The sequence below is a fragment of the Phytobacter cepae genome, assembly GCF_054165735.1.
The window spans coordinates 4841862-4858096 of the sequence record NZ_CM135107.1; the positions used below are offsets into that span (position 1 = coordinate 4841862).

Below are 16235 nucleotides of genomic sequence, written 5' to 3' on the forward strand. Positions count from 1 at the left end.
CTGTTATCGTCAAATCCAGGGGATTTACCATGCAACAACGTCGTCCAGTCCGCCGCGCTCTGCTCAGTGTTTCTGACAAAGCGGGCATCCTCGAATTCGCTCAGGCACTTTCCGCACGTGGTGTGGAACTGCTCTCTACAGGTGGCACCGCACGCCTGCTGGCAGATAAAGGCTTACCAGTGACCGAAGTTTCCGATTACACCGGTTTCCCGGAAATGATGGATGGACGTGTGAAGACCCTGCATCCGAAGGTGCATGGCGGTATCCTCGGTCGTCGTGGTCAGGATGATGCCATCATGGCTGAACACAGCATCGCTCCTATTGATATGGTTGTCGTTAACCTCTACCCGTTTGCCCAGACCGTTGCCCGCGAAGGTTGCTCACTGGAAGATGCGGTAGAGAATATCGATATTGGCGGTCCGACCATGGTGCGCTCCGCCGCGAAGAACCATAAAGATGTTGCCATCGTGGTGAAGAGCAGCGACTACAACGCCATTATTGAAGAGATGGATGCCAACGAAGCCTCTCTGACGCTGGAAACCCGTTTCGACCTCGCCATTAAAGCGTTTGAACATACCGCTGCTTACGACAGCATGATTGCCAACTACTTTGGCAGCATGGTTCCGTCCTATCACGGTGAGAGTAAAGAAGCTGCTGGCCGCTTCCCACGCACCCTCAATCTGAACTTCATTAAGAAGCAGGATATGCGTTACGGCGAAAACAGCCATCAGCAGGCTGCCTTCTATATAGAAGAAGAGGTAAAAGAAGCCTCCGTTGCTACCGCCCGGCAGCTGCAGGGTAAAGCCCTCTCTTATAACAACATCGCGGACACCGACGCAGCGCTGGAATGTGTGAAAGAGTTCCATGAACCGGCATGTGTGATTGTGAAACATGCCAACCCCTGCGGCGTCGCCGTAAGCACGTCTCTGCTTGACGCCTACGATCGCGCGTACAAAACCGACCCGACCTCTGCCTTTGGCGGCATTATTGCCTTCAACCGTGAACTGGACGCCGAGACCGCACAGGCGATCATCTCCCGTCAGTTCGTTGAGGTGATCATTGCCCCGTCTGCCACCGAGGAAGCACTCAAGATTACTTCGGCCAAACAGAACGTTCGCGTTCTGACCTGCGGTGAATGGACGGCTCGTGTAGCAGGGCTTGATTTCAAACGTGTTAATGGTGGCCTGCTGGTTCAGGATCGCGACCTCGGTATGGTGACTGAAGGTGAACTGCGTGTTGTGAGCAAGCGCCAGCCGACCGAGCAGGAGCTGCGTGATGCCCTGTTCTGCTGGAAAGTGGCTAAGTTCGTTAAATCTAACGCCATCGTGTATGCCAAAGAGAACATGACCATCGGCATAGGTGCAGGTCAGATGAGCCGCGTTTATTCGGCAAAAATCGCCGGCATTAAAGCAGGTGACGAAGGACTGGAAGTGAAAGGCTCCGCCATGGCGTCTGATGCCTTCTTCCCGTTCCGCGACGGTATTGATGCAGCGGCAGCCGTGGGTGTGAGCTGTGTTATCCAGCCTGGCGGGTCTATTCGTGATGACGAAGTCATCGCTGCCGCTGACGAACACGGCATCGCGATGATCTTCACCGACATGCGTCACTTCCGCCATTAATTCACGGAGCAGACAATGAAAGTATTAGTAATTGGTAACGGCGGGCGCGAGCACGCGCTGGCGTGGAAAGCGGCACAATCGCCGCTGGTTGATACCGTATTTGTGGCGCCGGGTAATGCGGGTACCGCGCTGGAACCCGCTTTGCAAAACGTCGCCATTGGCGCAACTGACATTCCGGCCCTGCTGAGCTTTGCACAGAATGAAAACATCGACCTGACCATTGTTGGCCCGGAAGCGCCGCTGGTAATAGGTGTAGTGGATGCTTTCCGCGCCGCAGGATTGCAGATTTTCGGCCCAACGCAGGGTGCTGCCCAGCTGGAAGGCTCAAAAGCGTTCACCAAAGACTTCCTTGCGCGTCACAACATTCCGACAGCGGAATACCAGAACTTCACGGAAGTGGAACCTGCACTGGCCTATCTGCGTGAGAAAGGCGCCCCTATTGTTATCAAAGCCGACGGTCTGGCTGCCGGTAAAGGCGTTATCGTTGCGATGACCCTGGAAGAAGCGGAAGCGGCTGTCCATGACATGCTGGCAGGCAACGCCTTTGGTGACGCAGGGCACCGTATCGTGATTGAAGAGTTCCTGGACGGCGAAGAAGCCAGCTTTATTGTGATGGTTGACGGTGCGCATGTGCTGCCGATGGCCACCAGTCAGGACCACAAGCGTGTGGGCGACGGCGATACCGGTCCGAACACCGGCGGCATGGGTGCTTACTCCCCAGCTCCGGTCGTGACGGATGTCGTGCATCAGCGCACTATGGAACGCGTGATTTGGCCAACCGTGAAAGGAATGGCCGCAGAAGGCAATACCTACACTGGCTTCCTGTATGCGGGCCTGATGATCGACAAACAGGGCAACCCAAAGGTTATCGAATTCAACTGCCGTTTCGGCGATCCGGAAACCCAACCGATTATGATGCGTATGCAGTCAGATTTGGTTGATCTTTGTATTGCAGCCTGCAAGGGCAATCTGGACGAGAAAACCTCTGAATGGGATCCGCGTGCTGCATTGGGCGTGGTGATGGCGGCTGGGGGCTATCCAGGGGATTACAACACGGGTGACGTCATTCATGGTCTGCCGCTGGAATCCTCCCCGGAAGGTAAAGTCTTCCACGCCGGCACTACACTGTCCGCAGATGACCGGGTGCTCACGAGTGGCGGTCGAGTGCTTTGCGTAACTGCACTGGGTGAAACGGTTGCCCAAGCCCAGCAACGCGCGAATGCTTTGATGACGGATATTCAATGGAATGGCAGCTTTAGCCGCAAGGATATTGGTTACCGCGCGATTGCACGCGAACAAGGGAAGTAATTTACCCTGACTCTCACCCTCTCCCCATTCGGGAGAGGGTGACGCATTACACTCGTCTCAGAAGCTTTTCTCAGTTGGCTGCCAGGTGCAAAAATCTTCATTTGCGACCAACAGCAGCTGCGCCCCTTCCGGCCCTTCAAGCCAGGCAACGCTCACATCTGCTGAAGAGTGATTCTGCCGCCGTTGAATGTGATTGATAGCCAATCCATCCAGTTCAGGCTTTATGGTTTGCCCTTCACAGGTCGTCACTGAACCATTAGCGTGCCAACGCCCCTGACGTAGCACAACTCTGCCCTGACGCAATGCATCGCTGGTCTGGCGAATCTGATCCGCACGATAGTGGTAAAGGTCGATTTGATCGCTGGAGATCTGTTGCTTCTGACCGTTGATCTCGCGCTGCATGAAGCTGAGTTCGCCATGGTCGTCGAAGCGTACGCGAATGTGTTCCGGCTGCTTGCCGTAGATATTGAGTTCGATAAGGCTAAGCTCATCGCCCTGCCAGCGGTATTCACTCAGTGAAGTTTCGCCGCGATGCCACGGACTGAAAGCCGCAAGGATATGGGTTTCGTCCCCGGAGTCTTTACGCCATAAGCGCACCGCGCCCTGGTCACCCGCATAGCCGCTGGCGGTGAAAGGAGGTAAGGAGGAGTCGTGACTACAGGCGCTCAGTAACAGTACGCCCCCCAGCATCAATGACCGACGCCAGAAAGACAAAAGGGGCCGCAAAGCCCCTTCGATAAAACTGTTCACTGCCACGCTGTCTTACTTAACAGAGTCTTTCAGTGCTTTACCAGAAACAAATGCCGGCACGTTAGCTGCGGCGATTTTGATTTCTTTACCGGTCTGCGGGTTGCGGCCAGTACGCTCAGCGCGGTGGTTCACTTTGAAGGTACCGAAACCAACCAGTTGTACAGCATCGCCTTCTTTCAGAGACTCAGTAATCGCAGCCAGGGTGGATTCCAGAGCAGCTTTAGCCTGTACTTTAGACAGGTCAGCTTTGTCTGCAATTACATCAATTAATTGAGTCTTGTTCATAAGTTATCCTTTCAATGTGTTTATCGCTTGCTAAGCATCGAGTGCGACGGAAATGCCTCAAAAGCACCCTCCTGCATACACGCACCGATAGCCACTTTTTTTCGCCCCCCAAATGTAGACCAGACGGGGGTGCGAAGGGAAGCCTTCCAGGACGACAAAACAGGCGTTAAATCACGTTTTGTTGTCTCATTGCTGCAAATTTATACCGATATTACTGTCGCCAGCCTCACGCAGGTCTGCGCGCAGGCCTTTAATCAGCTCAATATCCCGTTCTTCGCATGCAGCCAAAAGGCGGAAGATTTCCCACTGGATGTCCCATTCCTGCTCTACTGCGGGGTTCTCTTTCAACTCTTCATCGGTCATTTCACGACCCGCCTGCGTCATCTCCAGCATTGCCACGGTAGTGATTGAGGTCTTACTCACCTCAATAGCGTACTCCAGCGCTTCACCGCTCAGCAGAGCATGAATCAAGTCGCTCAACGCGACACACGCATCGATCGCCGGGTAGACACCGTACATATCGTAGTCGTCAGCGGAAGGAATTGCCTCTTCCAGTTTCTCCAGCTGACTGTCAAAGTTCACTTTGGCATCTTTAACCGTCAGAGTTTCCCACACCAGATCAACGATTCGGCGATAGAGCTGCGGATCGCCAAACTCGGTTTGCTGACAGAACATGGCGTAATTGGGGTACATACGTTCGCACAGGCAAGCCATAAAGGTGACATGTTGCCACGTAGCGAGCTTCTCCAGACGCAGGTGAATCGGGTTTTGTAACATGATGAATTCTCAAAGGCAGAAATTAGCCGCAGTGTACCTGAATCAGCCCTGAATTGCCTGCCATCGCGTGAACGCCGGGCGCCCCGACGCCACCGCATCCGCCCAGCGGGTCGGTTCAGGAAGACGATAGCCCTTCATGCAGCGCTGAACCCATGCCAGCGCCGTATCTGTGCTTACCCGATGCCCCGTCGCCACAAACAGCGGATTGCAACGTGCTTTACTGCGCCACACCCACGCCAGTTGCTCGCCTTTGTCCATGAGCGGCGCCAGAGCGCCGGGTTCATCAGAGAGCGGCTCGAATTTCCCGCACAGCCGTTTTTTGGCCACCCCAATGGTCGGTACATCCACCAGCAGACCAAAATGGCTGGCAACACCCAGACGACGAGGGTGTGAGATGCCGTGGCCGTCGACAAACAACAGATCCGGTTTTTGTGAGAGTTGTTCCCACGCCGCCAGCAGCGCAGGATATTCACGAAATGAAAGAAAGCCGGGGATGTAAGGCATGGTGGTCGCTATACGCGCCACTTTATACTCAACCAGTTCCAGTTCAGGCCAGGTCAACAACACCATCGCCGCGCGAGTGACCTCGCCGCCTTGCTCGAACCCGACATCCGCGCCGCCGATCAGGGCGGGAGGATCTTTTTCCAGACGATCCTCACGGGAAACCGAAGAGGCAAGTTCGATTTGTTGAGCACGTAACGACGCGAGATCCATAACCACTCCTTACTTGTGATACTGGGCAGAAAGCCTGTGCACCGCCTCCACAAATACGCCAGCATGTTCTGGCGGGACATCCTGGTGGATGCCGTGACCGAGGTTGAACACATGCCCTTCGCCCTGGCCGAAACCAGCAAGTATAGACGCGACTTCCTCTTCAATGCGTGCAGGTGCGGCATAAAGCATCGAAGGGTCCATGTTACCCTGCAGTGCCACTTTGTGGCCCACACGGCGTCGTGCATCGGCAATATCCGTCGTCCAGTCGAGGCCCAGTGCATCGCATCCGGTGTCTGCTATTGCTTCCAGCCACTGGCCCCCGCCTTTGGTAAACAGCGTTACCGGTACGCGGCGACCGTCGTTTTCACGCAGCAGGCCATCGACGATTTTGTGCATGTAATAGAGTGAAAATTGCTGATAATCACGCCCGGTCAGCACACCGCCCCAGGTGTCGAAAATCATCACCGATTGGGCACCGGCTTTGATCTGCGCGTTGAGGTACAGAGTGACGCTGCTGGCAAGCTTATCCAGCAAGAGATGCAACGTTTTCGGCTCGGCATACATCATCTTTTTAATGACGGTAAACGCTTTACTGCTGCCGCCTTCCACCATATAGGTTGCCAGCGTCCACGGACTCCCGGAGAAACCGATCAGCGGAACCTCGCCTTTCAGTTCACGGCGAATGGTACGCACCGCGTTCATGACGTAACCCAGCTCTTGCTCCGGGTCAGGCACCGGCAGTTTTTCAACGTCTGCATGACAGGTAACAGGAGAGGTAAAACGAGGACCTTCGCCCGCTTCGAAATAGAGTCCTAGCCCCATCGCATCCGGGATGGTCAGGATGTCAGAAAACAGGATGGCCGCATCCAGCTTGTAACGACGCAGCGGTTGCAGAGTGACTTCACACGCCAGCTCGGCATTTTTGCACAGCGACATGAAATCGCCCGCCTGTGCGCGCGTCGCTTTATACTCCGGGAGATAGCGGCCGGCCTGACGCATCATCCAGACTGGCGTCACGTCCACGGGCTGGCGCTGGAGTGCGCGAAGGTAGCGATCGTTTTTTAATTCGGTCATGTTTACATTCCTTTAGCGTTTATGCGCCCAGTGTAACATGTCACTCATATTCTGCCCGACACTGCGCCACCGTATCTTCGATCAGACGACGGGCGACGGTGCCGGGCGGAGGCAGCAGCGGCAGGTCGTCGTAGCGGTACCAGCCTGCATCAATCAGCTCCTTAGGATCGATGACTATCTCCCCGCTGTCGTATTCCGCCATAAACGCCGTCATCAGCGATTGCGGGAAAGGCCATGGTTGGGAGGTGATGTAGCGAAGGTTTTTTACTTTGATGCCGCTCTCTTCCATGACTTCACGGGCAACGGCCTGTTCCAGCGTTTCGCCCACCTCAACAAAACCGGCCAGAACGGTGTAAATGCCATTGCGATGGCGAGTATGTTGGGCCAGGAGAATTTTATCTTCACGGCGTATGGCTACGATAATGCAGGGGGCTATCTGCGGATAATAACGTTCACGGCAGTGGTCACATAACAGGGCCCACTCGGTTTTGCTGGGGTGCATAGTATGGCCGCAATAACCGCAAAACTTGTGCGAGCGATAAAACTCAGCAAGCTGGACTCCGCGCCCGGCCAGTTGAAATAATCCGGGATCCTGCTCGATCACCTGACGAACCGATCCCATCTCCTGACGTCGATTCTGACGGATCATCCACACCGGATCGCCTTCCCATTCTCCTATCAGGAGTGCGCTTTGCCCCACAAGATCGAAATTTCCTGCATAACCGAGTGGTAATTCTCCCCCGGGCAACCATAATTTTTGTTCATGGCTTACGATCCACCAGCCATGATCTGATGACTCGATAATACGATGCATTTGTTTGCACTACCTTAGCTTTACTGGCATGTTGTTAACATTATTATTACATTCGAGCGTTTTTTAATCTTAATATTGCGGAGTCAATTATGCTAAACCAGTTAGCCACCCTGGCGGAACGAATTGGAGGAAGTAACGAACTGGTCGACAACTGGCTGTATAATCGAAAACAGCTACTGGTTCATTACTACAACCTGGTTGGCATAACACCTGGAAAAGGCTCGTACATGCAGCTGAATGAAAAAGCGCTGGACGAATTTTGTCATAACCTGGTCGAGTATCTTTCTGCCGGTCATTTTAATATTTATGAACGGATTATCGGCGAAATGGAAGGGACCAGCCCACTTTTAGCCTCCACGCAGATTTACCCTCTCCTCGAAGCCAACACCCTGGAAATCATGGAGTACTACGACTCCAGCCTGGAGAATGCTATCGACAATGACAATTACATTGGATTCCAGCAGGCGCTGTCCGACATCGGCGAAGCCCTTGCCGCACGCTTTACGCTGGAAGATAAGTTGATCGTGCTGGCGTTCGACAACAATTTGAAAGAGAGCGCCAATGACGAAAGCGGAATGGCGCGCCCTGCTTGAGTTCTTTCTGATTAACACGTAGTTTACATACAGCCCCCTGCGACTGAGGGGGTTTTTCTTGTCGGAGTGCCTATATTTTCACAATAGCATTCGCGATGCGTCGAGGCGGCATGTCAGTGAATCCCCGGAGCTTACATAAGTAAGTGACTGGGGTGAGTTGACGCAGCCAACAAAGAGGCAGCGTGAAGGATGAAGTGAAAAAGGCTGAGACCGTTTATTCGGGATCCGCGGAACCTGATCAGGCTAATACCTGCGAAGGGAACAAGAGTAATCCAGCTTTATGCTGCTGCCTCTACGGGCCGCGCACATCTATTACTCCATCCGTCGTCTGACAAGCCATGTCCTTAACTTTTGGAATATGAGCTATGTCTACCACTACTAAACTGACCCGTCGTGAACAACGCGCCCAGGCGCAACACTTCATCGACACGCTGGAAGGGACCGCCTTTCCCAACTCAAAACGCATTTACATCTCCGGCTCACGCGCCGACATCCGCATTCCCATGCGTGAAATCCAGCTCAGTCCGACGCTCATCGGTGGCTCAAAAGACAACCCTCAATACGAAGAAAACGAGGCGATTCCGGTCTATGACACGTCCGGTCCCTATGGCGACCCGAATGTGGCTATCGATGTACAGCAGGGCCTGGCAAAACTGCGTCAGCCATGGATTGAGGCCCGTGCCGACAGCGAAGCACTGACCGACCGCAGTTCAGCCTATACCAAAGCGCGCCTGGCGGATGACGGTCTGGATGAGCTGCGTTTTAGCGGTTTGCTGACGCCGAAGCGGGCAAAATCCGGTCAGTGTGTCACACAGCTTCACTATGCGCGTAAAGGTATTATTACCCCGGAGATGGAGTTTATCGCCATCCGCGAAAACATGGGGCGTGAGCGTATCCGTGGCGAAGTACTGCGCCACCAGCACCCGGGTGAAGGCTTTGGCGCCCGCCTGCCGGAGAACATCACCCCGGAATTTGTGCGTGACGAAGTGGCCGCCGGACGCGCCATCATCCCCGCTAACATCAACCACCCGGAATCGGAACCGATGATCATCGGTCGCAATTTCCTCGTAAAGGTGAACGCCAACATTGGTAACTCGGCGGTCACCTCTTCTATTGAAGAGGAAGTGGAAAAACTGGTGTGGTCAACGCGCTGGGGTGCGGATACGGTGATGGACCTCTCCACCGGGCGCTATATTCATGAAACCCGTGAGTGGATCCTGCGTAACAGCCCGGTGCCGATTGGTACGGTGCCCATCTACCAGGCGCTGGAGAAGGTCAACGGCATTGCCGAAGATCTCACCTGGGAAGCGTTCCGCGATACCCTGCTGGAGCAGGCCGAGCAGGGCGTGGACTATTTCACGATTCATGCAGGCGTACTGCTGCGCTACGTGCCGATGACTGCCAAACGCCTGACCGGCATCGTCTCGCGGGGTGGCTCCATTATGGCGAAGTGGTGTCTCTCTCATCATCAGGAAAACTTCCTCTATCAACATTTCCGCGAGATTTGTGAAATCTGCGCCGCCTACGATGTGTCGCTGTCACTGGGCGATGGCCTGCGTCCGGGTTCGATTCAGGATGCCAACGACGAAGCCCAGTTTGCCGAGCTGCACACCCTCGGCGAGCTGACCAAAATCGCCTGGGAATATGACGTTCAGGTGATGATTGAGGGCCCGGGACACGTGCCGATGCAGATGATTCGTCGCAACATGACCGAAGAGCTGGAGCACTGTCACGAAGCGCCGTTCTACACCCTGGGGCCGCTGACCACCGATATCGCACCGGGCTACGACCATTTCACCTCCGGGATTGGCGCGGCGATGATCGGCTGGTTTGGCTGCGCCATGCTCTGTTATGTCACGCCGAAAGAGCATCTCGGCCTGCCGAACAAAGAAGATGTTAAACAGGGGCTGATTACCTACAAGATTGCCGCTCACGCCGCGGATCTTGCCAAAGGCCACCCTGGCGCGCAGATCCGCGATAACGCCATGTCGAAAGCGCGCTTCGAATTCCGCTGGGAAGACCAGTTCAACCTGGCGCTCGACCCGTTCACCGCCCGTGCGTATCACGATGAAACCCTGCCGCAGGAATCCGGCAAAGTCGCCCACTTCTGCTCCATGTGCGGGCCGAAATTCTGCTCAATGAAAATCAGCCAGGAAGTGCGCGACTACGCCGCCGCGCAAACCATCGACGTGGGGATGGCGGATATGTCAGAGAACTTCCGCGCCAAAGGCGGTGAAATCTACCTGAAGCGGGAGGAAGCCTGATGTACCAGCCAGATTTCCCCGCAGTCCCCTTTCGCCTCGGGCTTTACCCGGTGGTCGATAGCGTGGAATGGATTGAACGCCTGCTCGACGCGGGTGTGCGAACCCTTCAGCTACGCATCAAAGATAAGCGTGATGACGAGGTGGAAGCCGACGTTGTGGCGGCCATTGCCCTGGGGCGTCGCTATGACGCCCGCCTGTTTATCAATGACTACTGGCGACTGGCGGTGAAGCACAATGCCTATGGCGTGCATCTCGGTCAGGAAGACCTGGAGACCACCGATCTTGCGGCCATTCGTGCCGCCGGGTTGCGCCTTGGGGTCTCCACCCATGATGACATGGAGATCGATATTGCATTGGCCGCGCGTCCCTCTTACATCGCGCTCGGCCATGTTTTCCCGACGCAAACCAAGCAGATGCCCTCTGCGCCGCAGGGGCTGGCGCAGCTCGCTGCCCATATCGAACGACTGGCAGATTACCCGACGGTGGCTATCGGCGGCATTAGCCTTGCACGTGCGCCTGAGGTACTGGCCACCGGTGTCGGCAGCATTGCGGTGGTCAGTGCCATTACACAGGCTCCTGACTGGCGCGAGGCCACGGCGCAGTTGCTGAAACTTGCGGGGGTGGGCGATGAACGATCGTGACTTTATGCGCTACAGCCGCCAGATCCTGCTGGACGATATCGCCATTGACGGGCAACAGAAGCTGCTCGCCAGCCGGGTGCTGATTGTCGGGCTCGGTGGCCTGGGCTCCCCGGCAGCGCTTTACCTTGCGGGCGCAGGCGTCGGTACCTTGGTGCTGGCGGACGATGACGACGTGCATCTGAGCAACCTGCAACGCCAAATCCTCTTCACCACGGACGACCTCGCCCGCTCGAAATCTCAGGTGACGAAACAGCGCCTGGGGCGGCTGAACCCGGACATTTCACTGATTGCCCTTGAGCAACGTCTTATGGGCGATGCGCTCCTTGAGGCGGTGAACAGTGTCGATGTGGTACTGGATTGTACCGACAACATGGCGACCCGCCAGGCGATCAATGCCGCCTGCGTCAGCAGCAATACGCCACTCATCACCGCCAGCGCCGTTGGCTTTGGCGGCCAGTTGATGGTGCTGACGCCGCCCTGGACTCACGGCTGCTACCGCTGCTTATGGCCTGATGAACGCGAACCCGAACGTAACTGCCGAACGGCAGGCGTCATTGGCCCGGTGGTGGGAGTGATGGGCACGCTTCAGGCGCTGGAAGCCATTAAGCTGTTGAGCGGTATGCAGACCCATACTGGCGAGCTGCGTCTGTTTGATGCCCGCGCCAGCAGTTGGCGAAGCCTGGCGCTACGCCGGGCGCACGGTTGCCCGGTCTGTGGAGGGCTTCATGCAAATTATGTTCAATGACGCCCCTATGGTTCTCGACACCACGTTGACCGTGACGGCGCTACTCACCCGACTCGATCAGCTCAAACCCGGCGCCGCACTGGCGCTTAACCAGCAGATCCTGCCGCGCGAGCGGTGGGAACATCATCATGTGCAGGACGGCGACCAGATCCTGCTTTTTCAGGTTATTGCAGGGGGCTGAGATGTTACGTATTGCTGATAAAACCTTTGATTCACATCTGTTTACCGGCACCGGCAAGTTCGCCTCATCAGCGATGATGATCGACGCCATACGTGCTTCGGGTAGCCAACTGGTCACGCTGGCTATGAAGCGCGTGGATTTGCGTCAGCAGAATGACGCCATTCTCGGCCCGTTGATCGCCGCAGGCGTCACCCTGTTGCCCAATACCTCCGGGGCAAAGACAGCAGAAGAGGCCATTTTTGCCGCTCAACTGGCGCGGGAAGCACTGGGCACCCACTGGCTGAAACTGGAGATTCATCCCGATGCCCGCTGGCTGCTTCCTGACCCTATCGAAACGCTTAAGGCCGCGGAGGCCTTAGTCAAACAGGGGTTTGTCGTTCTCCCTTACTGCGGTGCGGATCCGGTGCTATGTAAGCGTCTCGAAGAGGTCGGGTGTGCCGCCGTGATGCCACTCGGCGCGCCAATTGGTTCTAATCAGGGGCTGGAAACCCGAGCCATGCTGGAAATCATCATCGAACAGGCGACGATACCGGTGGTGGTGGATGCCGGAATCGGAGCCCCCAGTCACGCCACCCAGGCGTTAGAGATGGGTGCCAGTGCAGTGCTGGTGAATACGGCCATCGCGGTGGCGGATAACCCGGTGCAGATGGCGCACGCCTTCCGCCTTGCGGTGGAGGCAGGCGTACTCGCCCGGCAGGCGATTCCTGGCGCGCGCCGTCAGTACGCCAGCGCCACCAGCCCGCTAACCGGCTTTCTGGAGGTCAGCGCGTGAAGACCTTTACCGAACGCTGGCGCACGCTGGACTGGGATGACATCCGGCTTCGCATCCACAGCAAGACCCCCGCCGATGTGGAACGGGCGCTGAATGCCACCGAGCTCAGCCGTGACGGTTTAATGGCCCTGCTCTCTCCTGCCGCCAGCGCATACCTGGAACCTTTAGCGCAAAAAGCACAGCGCCTGACGCGGCAGCGTTTTGGCAATACGGTGAGCTTTTACGTCCCGCTTTATCTCTCCAACCTGTGCGCCAATGACTGCACCTATTGCGGCTTCTCAATGAGCAACCGCATCAAGCGCAAGACGCTGGAGGGGGCGGAGATTGCGCGCGAGTGCGCCGCTATTCGCGAGATGGGATTCGAGCACCTGCTGCTGGTGACCGGTGAACATCAGGGAAAAGTGGGAATGGACTATTTTCGTCAGCACCTGCCTGGAATCCGCAGCCAGTTCGCCTCTTTACAGATGGAGGTGCAACCGATGTCGACGGAGGAGTATGCCGAACTGAAAACGCTTGGCCTGGACGGGGTGATGGTCTACCAGGAAACCTGGCATGAGGCGCAGTATGCCCGTCATCATCTGAAAGGGAAGAAACAGGATTTCTTCTGGCGACTGGAAACCCCCGACAGGCTCGGTCAGGCCGGTATCGACAAAATTGGCCTCGGCGCGTTAATCGGCCTTTCCGACAGCTGGCGGGTGGACTGTTACATGATGGCGGAACACCTGATGTGGTTGCAACAACACTACTGGCAAAGCCGTTATTCTGTTTCGTTCCCGCGCCTGCGGCCCTGCGCGGGGGGGATAGAACCTGCGTCACTCATGGATGAGCGGCAACTGGTGCAGACCATCTGCGCCTTCCGCTTGTTCTCTCCAGAGATTGAACTTTCGCTCTCCACCCGGGAGTCGCCCTGGTTTCGCGATAATGTCATTCCACTGGCGATCAATAACGTCAGCGCGTTCTCAAAAACCCAGCCTGGTGGTTATGCCGATAATCACCCTGAACTGGAGCAGTTTTCGCCGCACGATGCTCGCCGACCGGAAGACGTGGCCCGTGCGCTGGAAGAGAGAGGGTTACAACCGGTCTGGAAAGACTGGGACAGTTATCTTGGGCGCGCGCCGCATAACGGTCAGCGCGTTGCTGCAACACGCTGATTATTTTCGCGCCGTCCCGAACAACAAGCATCAGGGAGTGGAGGTTTCGCTCCCCGATTCTTTATGCTGCTGATGTCAGCACGGGATGCTGACCGGGGTGACGCGCCATTCTCAGTCACCCCGCCTCCCTTTCAGCGGCAGACCCTCGCCTGTAAATTGACATCAGTCAGCCGCCGCGCTTACCTATACTTCCAGGATGATTGTCTAACGCTTTCAAGATAACGAATATGCATAGCCGAAAACTTTCCTTCACTACGCCCATTCTGCTGAGTTTTACCGGCATATTTTTGTGCCTGGCGGTGATCGCAGCGCTGGTTACCCTAAGCCAAAGAAAAGATATTACCGATAACTATCATAAAGTTAACCAAACCTTTACCCATAATATTGCGGTCAACTATACGGAAGCCGTTTTTCAGGAGAATGATTATATTCTCAACCAGGCAGCAGCCTACTTTTCTCGTTACAACCGTCTCGACAACGCGGTAAATCTGGCCTCACCCGAGGGGCTACAATCTCTGATGCAGCTACTGAGGCTGATGCCTTCGGTCTCCTCTATTTCACTGGCTGACCCACAGGGCCACTACCTGCGCGCACCGGCCGTTTTCGCCAGTGAAGAGAGTCAGCGTTATGACGCGAAAACACGCCCCTGGTTCGTCCATCAGGCGGAAGCGACTGCATTCAGCCAGTACACCGGCGTCTACGACGATTACTTTACCCATCACCCCACCGTTACGGTTTATAAACCTGTTGTCTCCCCGGAGGGAACACTGAAAGGTACGCTGGCCTTTCACCTCGACCTGGCCTCTATTAGCCACGGGCTAAGAACCATGCAATCTCCCATGCAGGGAGAGTTTTTTGTGGTCGACCGCAGTGGCCGGGTCATGTTGCACCCCGATACGGGCGTACTTTTTGCGCCGTTTTCACAACAGTCGCGCATGAAAGAGATGAACAGCGGCGAGGGCATGTTCCATGACACTCAACGAAATAGCTGGCTTTATTACAGCTCACTGACCAATCCGGACTGGTTCGCTATCTATATTGTGCCGGGAAACACGCTGGAAAATCTTCTGCGCGATGAAACGCTCGTCGTGGTGTGGGGCTTTGGCGCAGCCGCGCTCATTGTCCTTCTGTTCGGCCTGTATTTGCGTTACGCCTCTCGCACAGTGTTAATGAATATCCTCAATGCCATTAAGACCGGTGACGTACAACAGACGCCGAAGCTGGAGGCAATGTTAAGTAAAGCGATAGCCACTAACAAAGAGCGGGAGCAGGCCTGGGTCAGGCAGGCCACGATGGATGCGCTGACGAATTGTAAAAACCGTCGGGCTTTTGATAACGACATCGCCGCGCTGATGAACAACCATCAGCCTTTTGCGCTGGCGATGGTGGATATCGACAACTTCAAATCCATCAATGACACCTGGGGGCACCTGAGCGGCGATATTGTCCTGCGCAACGTGGCGCGTGAAGGGTTGCAGGTTTTGCAACCAAAGCACATCTCGCTTTACCGCTACGGCGGTGAAGAGTTTGCAGTGATCTTCCCACAACAAAACCTCCCCGAGGCACGGCAGCTGCTTGAGCAATGGCGAATGCAGGTTGCCAGCAGGGACTGGCGCGAAGAGGGACTCTTTGTCACCTTCAGCGGAGGACTCGGCGAGTGGCGGATGGAATCGCTGGAACAACTCGTTAGTGGTGTTGATGCGGCCTTATACCAGGCCAAACAGCAAGGCAAAAATCAGATAGTCCTGCGCAATGAGTCGCTTTCCTCCCGTTCGTCAACCTCACTGTAACCGGTTTCAGCCAGAAGGGTGAATGTTTGTGATGCTATACACACATTCATGGAAATGCGGTTGTTGAAGCGGCCCTCGCGGGATAATTATCAGTTATCCCATCCACATCGAGGCTGACTATGAAAAACATCGTTTTATGCTGTGCTGCGGGAATGTCCACCAGCATGCTGGTTCAACGCATGAAAGACGCAGCGCAGAAAAAAGGGGTAGAAGTCACTATTAAGGCGGTTCCGGTAGCGGAATTTAAAGACAATATCGCCACGGCAGACATCGTACTGTTAGGGCCGCAAGTCAAATATGAGCAGGCCAAACTGCAGGCACAGGCCGATCCGTTAGGTAAAAAAGTCGCCGTTATCGACATGATGGATTACGGCATGATGAAAGGTGATGTCGTTCTGGAAAAAGCCCTCAAGCTGATGGAGTAAGCGCGTGGAAGATTTAGAAACCATTATCATGGAGCTGCTGGTTAACGCCGGTGCAGCACGTAGTCAGGCGCTGACAGCCTTGCAACTGGCACGCAAGGGCGACTTCGCCGGTGCCGAACAGGCGATGGAAGAATCACACGAATTTGTGAAGAATGCGCATAAAATCCAGACCCAGCTCATCGGTCTTGACGAAGGAACCGGTAAATTGCCGGTCAATCTAATTACCGTGCATTCGCAGGATCACCTGATGAATGCCATGGTCATCCAGGATTTGGCGGGCGATATGATAGAACTGTACCGCCGCCTGCCGCCCGTTAACGCATAATAAGATT

At 55.5% G+C, this 16235-nt stretch carries 18 protein-coding genes; 12 read left to right on the top strand and 6 right to left on the bottom strand.

Going from position 1 to position 16235, the window contains the following annotated elements; genetic code table 11:
- The first annotated feature begins 29 nt into the window (after nucleotides 1–29).
- On the top strand, nucleotides 30–1619 hold the full coding sequence (purH, locus tag ACUY4Q_RS22655) for a bifunctional phosphoribosylaminoimidazolecarboxamide formyltransferase/IMP cyclohydrolase (protein ID WP_458044890.1): 1590 nt from the start codon (nucleotides 30–32) through the stop codon (nucleotides 1617–1619).
- Nucleotides 1620–1634: 15 nt separating this feature from the next.
- Nucleotides 1635–2927, top strand: coding sequence for a phosphoribosylamine--glycine ligase (gene purD, locus ACUY4Q_RS22660; protein WP_458044891.1), 1293 nt, complete (start codon nucleotides 1635–1637; stop codon nucleotides 2925–2927).
- Nucleotides 2928–2984: 57 nt separating this feature from the next.
- Here the strand turns inward: purD and ACUY4Q_RS22665 are convergent, their stop codons facing one another.
- The 6 genes from ACUY4Q_RS22665 to nudC all read right to left on the bottom strand — a co-directional run bounded on the left by ACUY4Q_RS22665 (nucleotide 2985) and on the right by nudC (nucleotide 7341).
- Nucleotides 2985–3677: a DUF1481 domain-containing protein gene (locus tag ACUY4Q_RS22665; protein WP_458047422.1), complete on the bottom strand. Its 693-nt coding sequence runs from the start codon at nucleotides 3675–3677 to the stop codon at nucleotides 2985–2987.
- A gap of 12 nt (nucleotides 3678–3689) precedes the next feature.
- Complete coding sequence (hupA, locus tag ACUY4Q_RS22670; RefSeq protein WP_437434198.1) at nucleotides 3690–3962, bottom strand: nucleoid-associated protein HU-alpha; 273 nt, start codon at nucleotides 3960–3962, stop codon at nucleotides 3690–3692.
- 186 nt (nucleotides 3963–4148) lie between these two features.
- Nucleotides 4149–4739: a YjaG family protein gene (locus ACUY4Q_RS22675; RefSeq protein WP_458044892.1), complete on the bottom strand. Its 591-nt coding sequence runs from the start codon at nucleotides 4737–4739 to the stop codon at nucleotides 4149–4151.
- 42 nt (nucleotides 4740–4781) lie between these two features.
- Nucleotides 4782–5453: a deoxyribonuclease V gene (gene nfi, locus ACUY4Q_RS22680; protein WP_458044893.1), complete on the bottom strand. Its 672-nt coding sequence runs from the start codon at nucleotides 5451–5453 to the stop codon at nucleotides 4782–4784.
- 9 nt (nucleotides 5454–5462) lie between these two features.
- Nucleotides 5463–6527: a uroporphyrinogen decarboxylase gene (gene hemE, locus ACUY4Q_RS22685; RefSeq protein ID WP_458044894.1), complete on the bottom strand. Its 1065-nt coding sequence runs from the start codon at nucleotides 6525–6527 to the stop codon at nucleotides 5463–5465.
- 40 nt (nucleotides 6528–6567) lie between these two features.
- On the bottom strand, nucleotides 6568–7341 hold the full coding sequence (gene nudC, locus ACUY4Q_RS22690) for an NAD(+) diphosphatase (protein WP_458044895.1): 774 nt from the start codon (nucleotides 7339–7341) through the stop codon (nucleotides 6568–6570).
- An 89-nt stretch (nucleotides 7342–7430) separates the two neighbouring features.
- Here nudC and rsd point away from each other — a divergent pair, with 89 nt between their 5' ends.
- The 10 genes from rsd (at nucleotide 7431) to ACUY4Q_RS22740 (ending at nucleotide 16228) form a co-directional block, all read left to right on the top strand.
- The gene (rsd, locus tag ACUY4Q_RS22695; protein ID WP_458044896.1) at nucleotides 7431–7934 is read left to right on the top strand and encodes a sigma D regulator; all 504 of its coding nucleotides are present in this window, start codon (nucleotides 7431–7433) and stop codon (nucleotides 7932–7934) included.
- A gap of 365 nt (nucleotides 7935–8299) precedes the next feature.
- The gene (gene thiC / locus ACUY4Q_RS22700; RefSeq protein WP_458044897.1) at nucleotides 8300–10198 is read left to right on the top strand and encodes a phosphomethylpyrimidine synthase ThiC; all 1899 of its coding nucleotides are present in this window, start codon (nucleotides 8300–8302) and stop codon (nucleotides 10196–10198) included.
- Nucleotides 10198–10839 carry a thiamine phosphate synthase gene (gene thiE / locus ACUY4Q_RS22705; protein ID WP_458044898.1) on the top strand — a complete coding sequence of 214 codons (642 nt, stop codon included), beginning with the start codon at nucleotides 10198–10200 and terminating at the stop codon, nucleotides 10837–10839. Before thiC ends, thiE begins: the two co-directional genes overlap by 1 nt.
- Nucleotides 10826–11584: a HesA/MoeB/ThiF family protein gene (locus ACUY4Q_RS22710; protein ID WP_458044899.1), complete on the top strand. Its 759-nt coding sequence runs from the start codon at nucleotides 10826–10828 to the stop codon at nucleotides 11582–11584. Before thiE ends, ACUY4Q_RS22710 begins: the two co-directional genes overlap by 14 nt.
- Entirely contained in the window at nucleotides 11565–11765 is a 201-nt protein-coding gene (gene thiS, locus ACUY4Q_RS22715) for a sulfur carrier protein ThiS (protein WP_458044900.1), read from the top strand. The genes ACUY4Q_RS22710 and thiS overlap by 20 nt, the downstream gene beginning before the upstream one ends.
- A 1-nt stretch (nucleotide 11766) precedes the next feature.
- Nucleotides 11767–12537, top strand: coding sequence for a thiazole synthase (gene thiG / locus ACUY4Q_RS22720; protein ID WP_458044901.1), 771 nt, complete (start codon nucleotides 11767–11769; stop codon nucleotides 12535–12537).
- Nucleotides 12534–13688 (top strand): 2-iminoacetate synthase ThiH, encoded by a 1155-nt coding sequence (thiH, locus tag ACUY4Q_RS22725; RefSeq protein WP_458044902.1) that lies wholly within the window; start codon nucleotides 12534–12536, stop codon nucleotides 13686–13688. Before thiG ends, thiH begins: the two co-directional genes overlap by 4 nt.
- Before the next feature lie 227 nt (nucleotides 13689–13915).
- The gene (locus ACUY4Q_RS22730; protein ID WP_458044903.1) at nucleotides 13916–15478 is read left to right on the top strand and encodes a sensor domain-containing diguanylate cyclase; all 1563 of its coding nucleotides are present in this window, start codon (nucleotides 13916–13918) and stop codon (nucleotides 15476–15478) included.
- Nucleotides 15479–15597: 119 nt separating this feature from the next.
- Nucleotides 15598–15903 carry a PTS sugar transporter subunit IIB gene (locus ACUY4Q_RS22735; RefSeq protein WP_437434185.1) on the top strand — a complete coding sequence of 102 codons (306 nt, stop codon included), beginning with the start codon at nucleotides 15598–15600 and terminating at the stop codon, nucleotides 15901–15903.
- Nucleotides 15904–15907: 4 nt separating this feature from the next.
- A complete protein-coding gene (locus ACUY4Q_RS22740) occupies nucleotides 15908–16228 on the top strand; it encodes a PTS lactose/cellobiose transporter subunit IIA (protein WP_458044904.1) in 321 nt (106 codons plus the stop codon).
- Nucleotides 16229–16235 lie beyond the last annotated feature (7 nt).

Coding starts and splice junctions, on each gene's coding strand:
- purH (WP_458044890.1), top strand. CDS start 30: ATGCAACAACGTCGTCCAGTCCGCCGCGCTCTGCTCAGTGTTTCTGAC.
- purD (WP_458044891.1), top strand. CDS start 1,635: ATGAAAGTATTAGTAATTGGTAACGGCGGGCGCGAGCACGCGCTGGCG.
- hupA (WP_437434198.1), bottom strand. CDS start 3,962: ATGAACAAGACTCAATTAATTGATGTAATTGCAGACAAAGCTGACCTG.
- ACUY4Q_RS22675 (WP_458044892.1), bottom strand. CDS start 4,739: ATGTTACAAAACCCGATTCACCTGCGTCTGGAGAAGCTCGCTACGTGG.
- nfi (WP_458044893.1), bottom strand. CDS start 5,453: ATGGATCTCGCGTCGTTACGTGCTCAACAAATCGAACTTGCCTCTTCG.
- hemE (WP_458044894.1), bottom strand. CDS start 6,527: ATGACCGAATTAAAAAACGATCGCTACCTTCGCGCACTCCAGCGCCAG.
- nudC (WP_458044895.1), bottom strand. CDS start 7,341: ATGCATCGTATTATCGAGTCATCAGATCATGGCTGGTGGATCGTAAGC.
- rsd (WP_458044896.1), top strand. CDS start 7,431: ATGCTAAACCAGTTAGCCACCCTGGCGGAACGAATTGGAGGAAGTAAC.
- thiC (WP_458044897.1), top strand. CDS start 8,300: ATGTCTACCACTACTAAACTGACCCGTCGTGAACAACGCGCCCAGGCG.
- thiE (WP_458044898.1), top strand. CDS start 10,198: ATGTACCAGCCAGATTTCCCCGCAGTCCCCTTTCGCCTCGGGCTTTAC.
- ACUY4Q_RS22710 (WP_458044899.1), top strand. CDS start 10,826: ATGAACGATCGTGACTTTATGCGCTACAGCCGCCAGATCCTGCTGGAC.
- thiS (WP_458044900.1), top strand. CDS start 11,565: ATGCAAATTATGTTCAATGACGCCCCTATGGTTCTCGACACCACGTTG.
- thiG (WP_458044901.1), top strand. CDS start 11,767: ATGTTACGTATTGCTGATAAAACCTTTGATTCACATCTGTTTACCGGC.
- ACUY4Q_RS22730 (WP_458044903.1), top strand. CDS start 13,916: ATGCATAGCCGAAAACTTTCCTTCACTACGCCCATTCTGCTGAGTTTT.
- ACUY4Q_RS22735 (WP_437434185.1), top strand. CDS start 15,598: ATGAAAAACATCGTTTTATGCTGTGCTGCGGGAATGTCCACCAGCATG.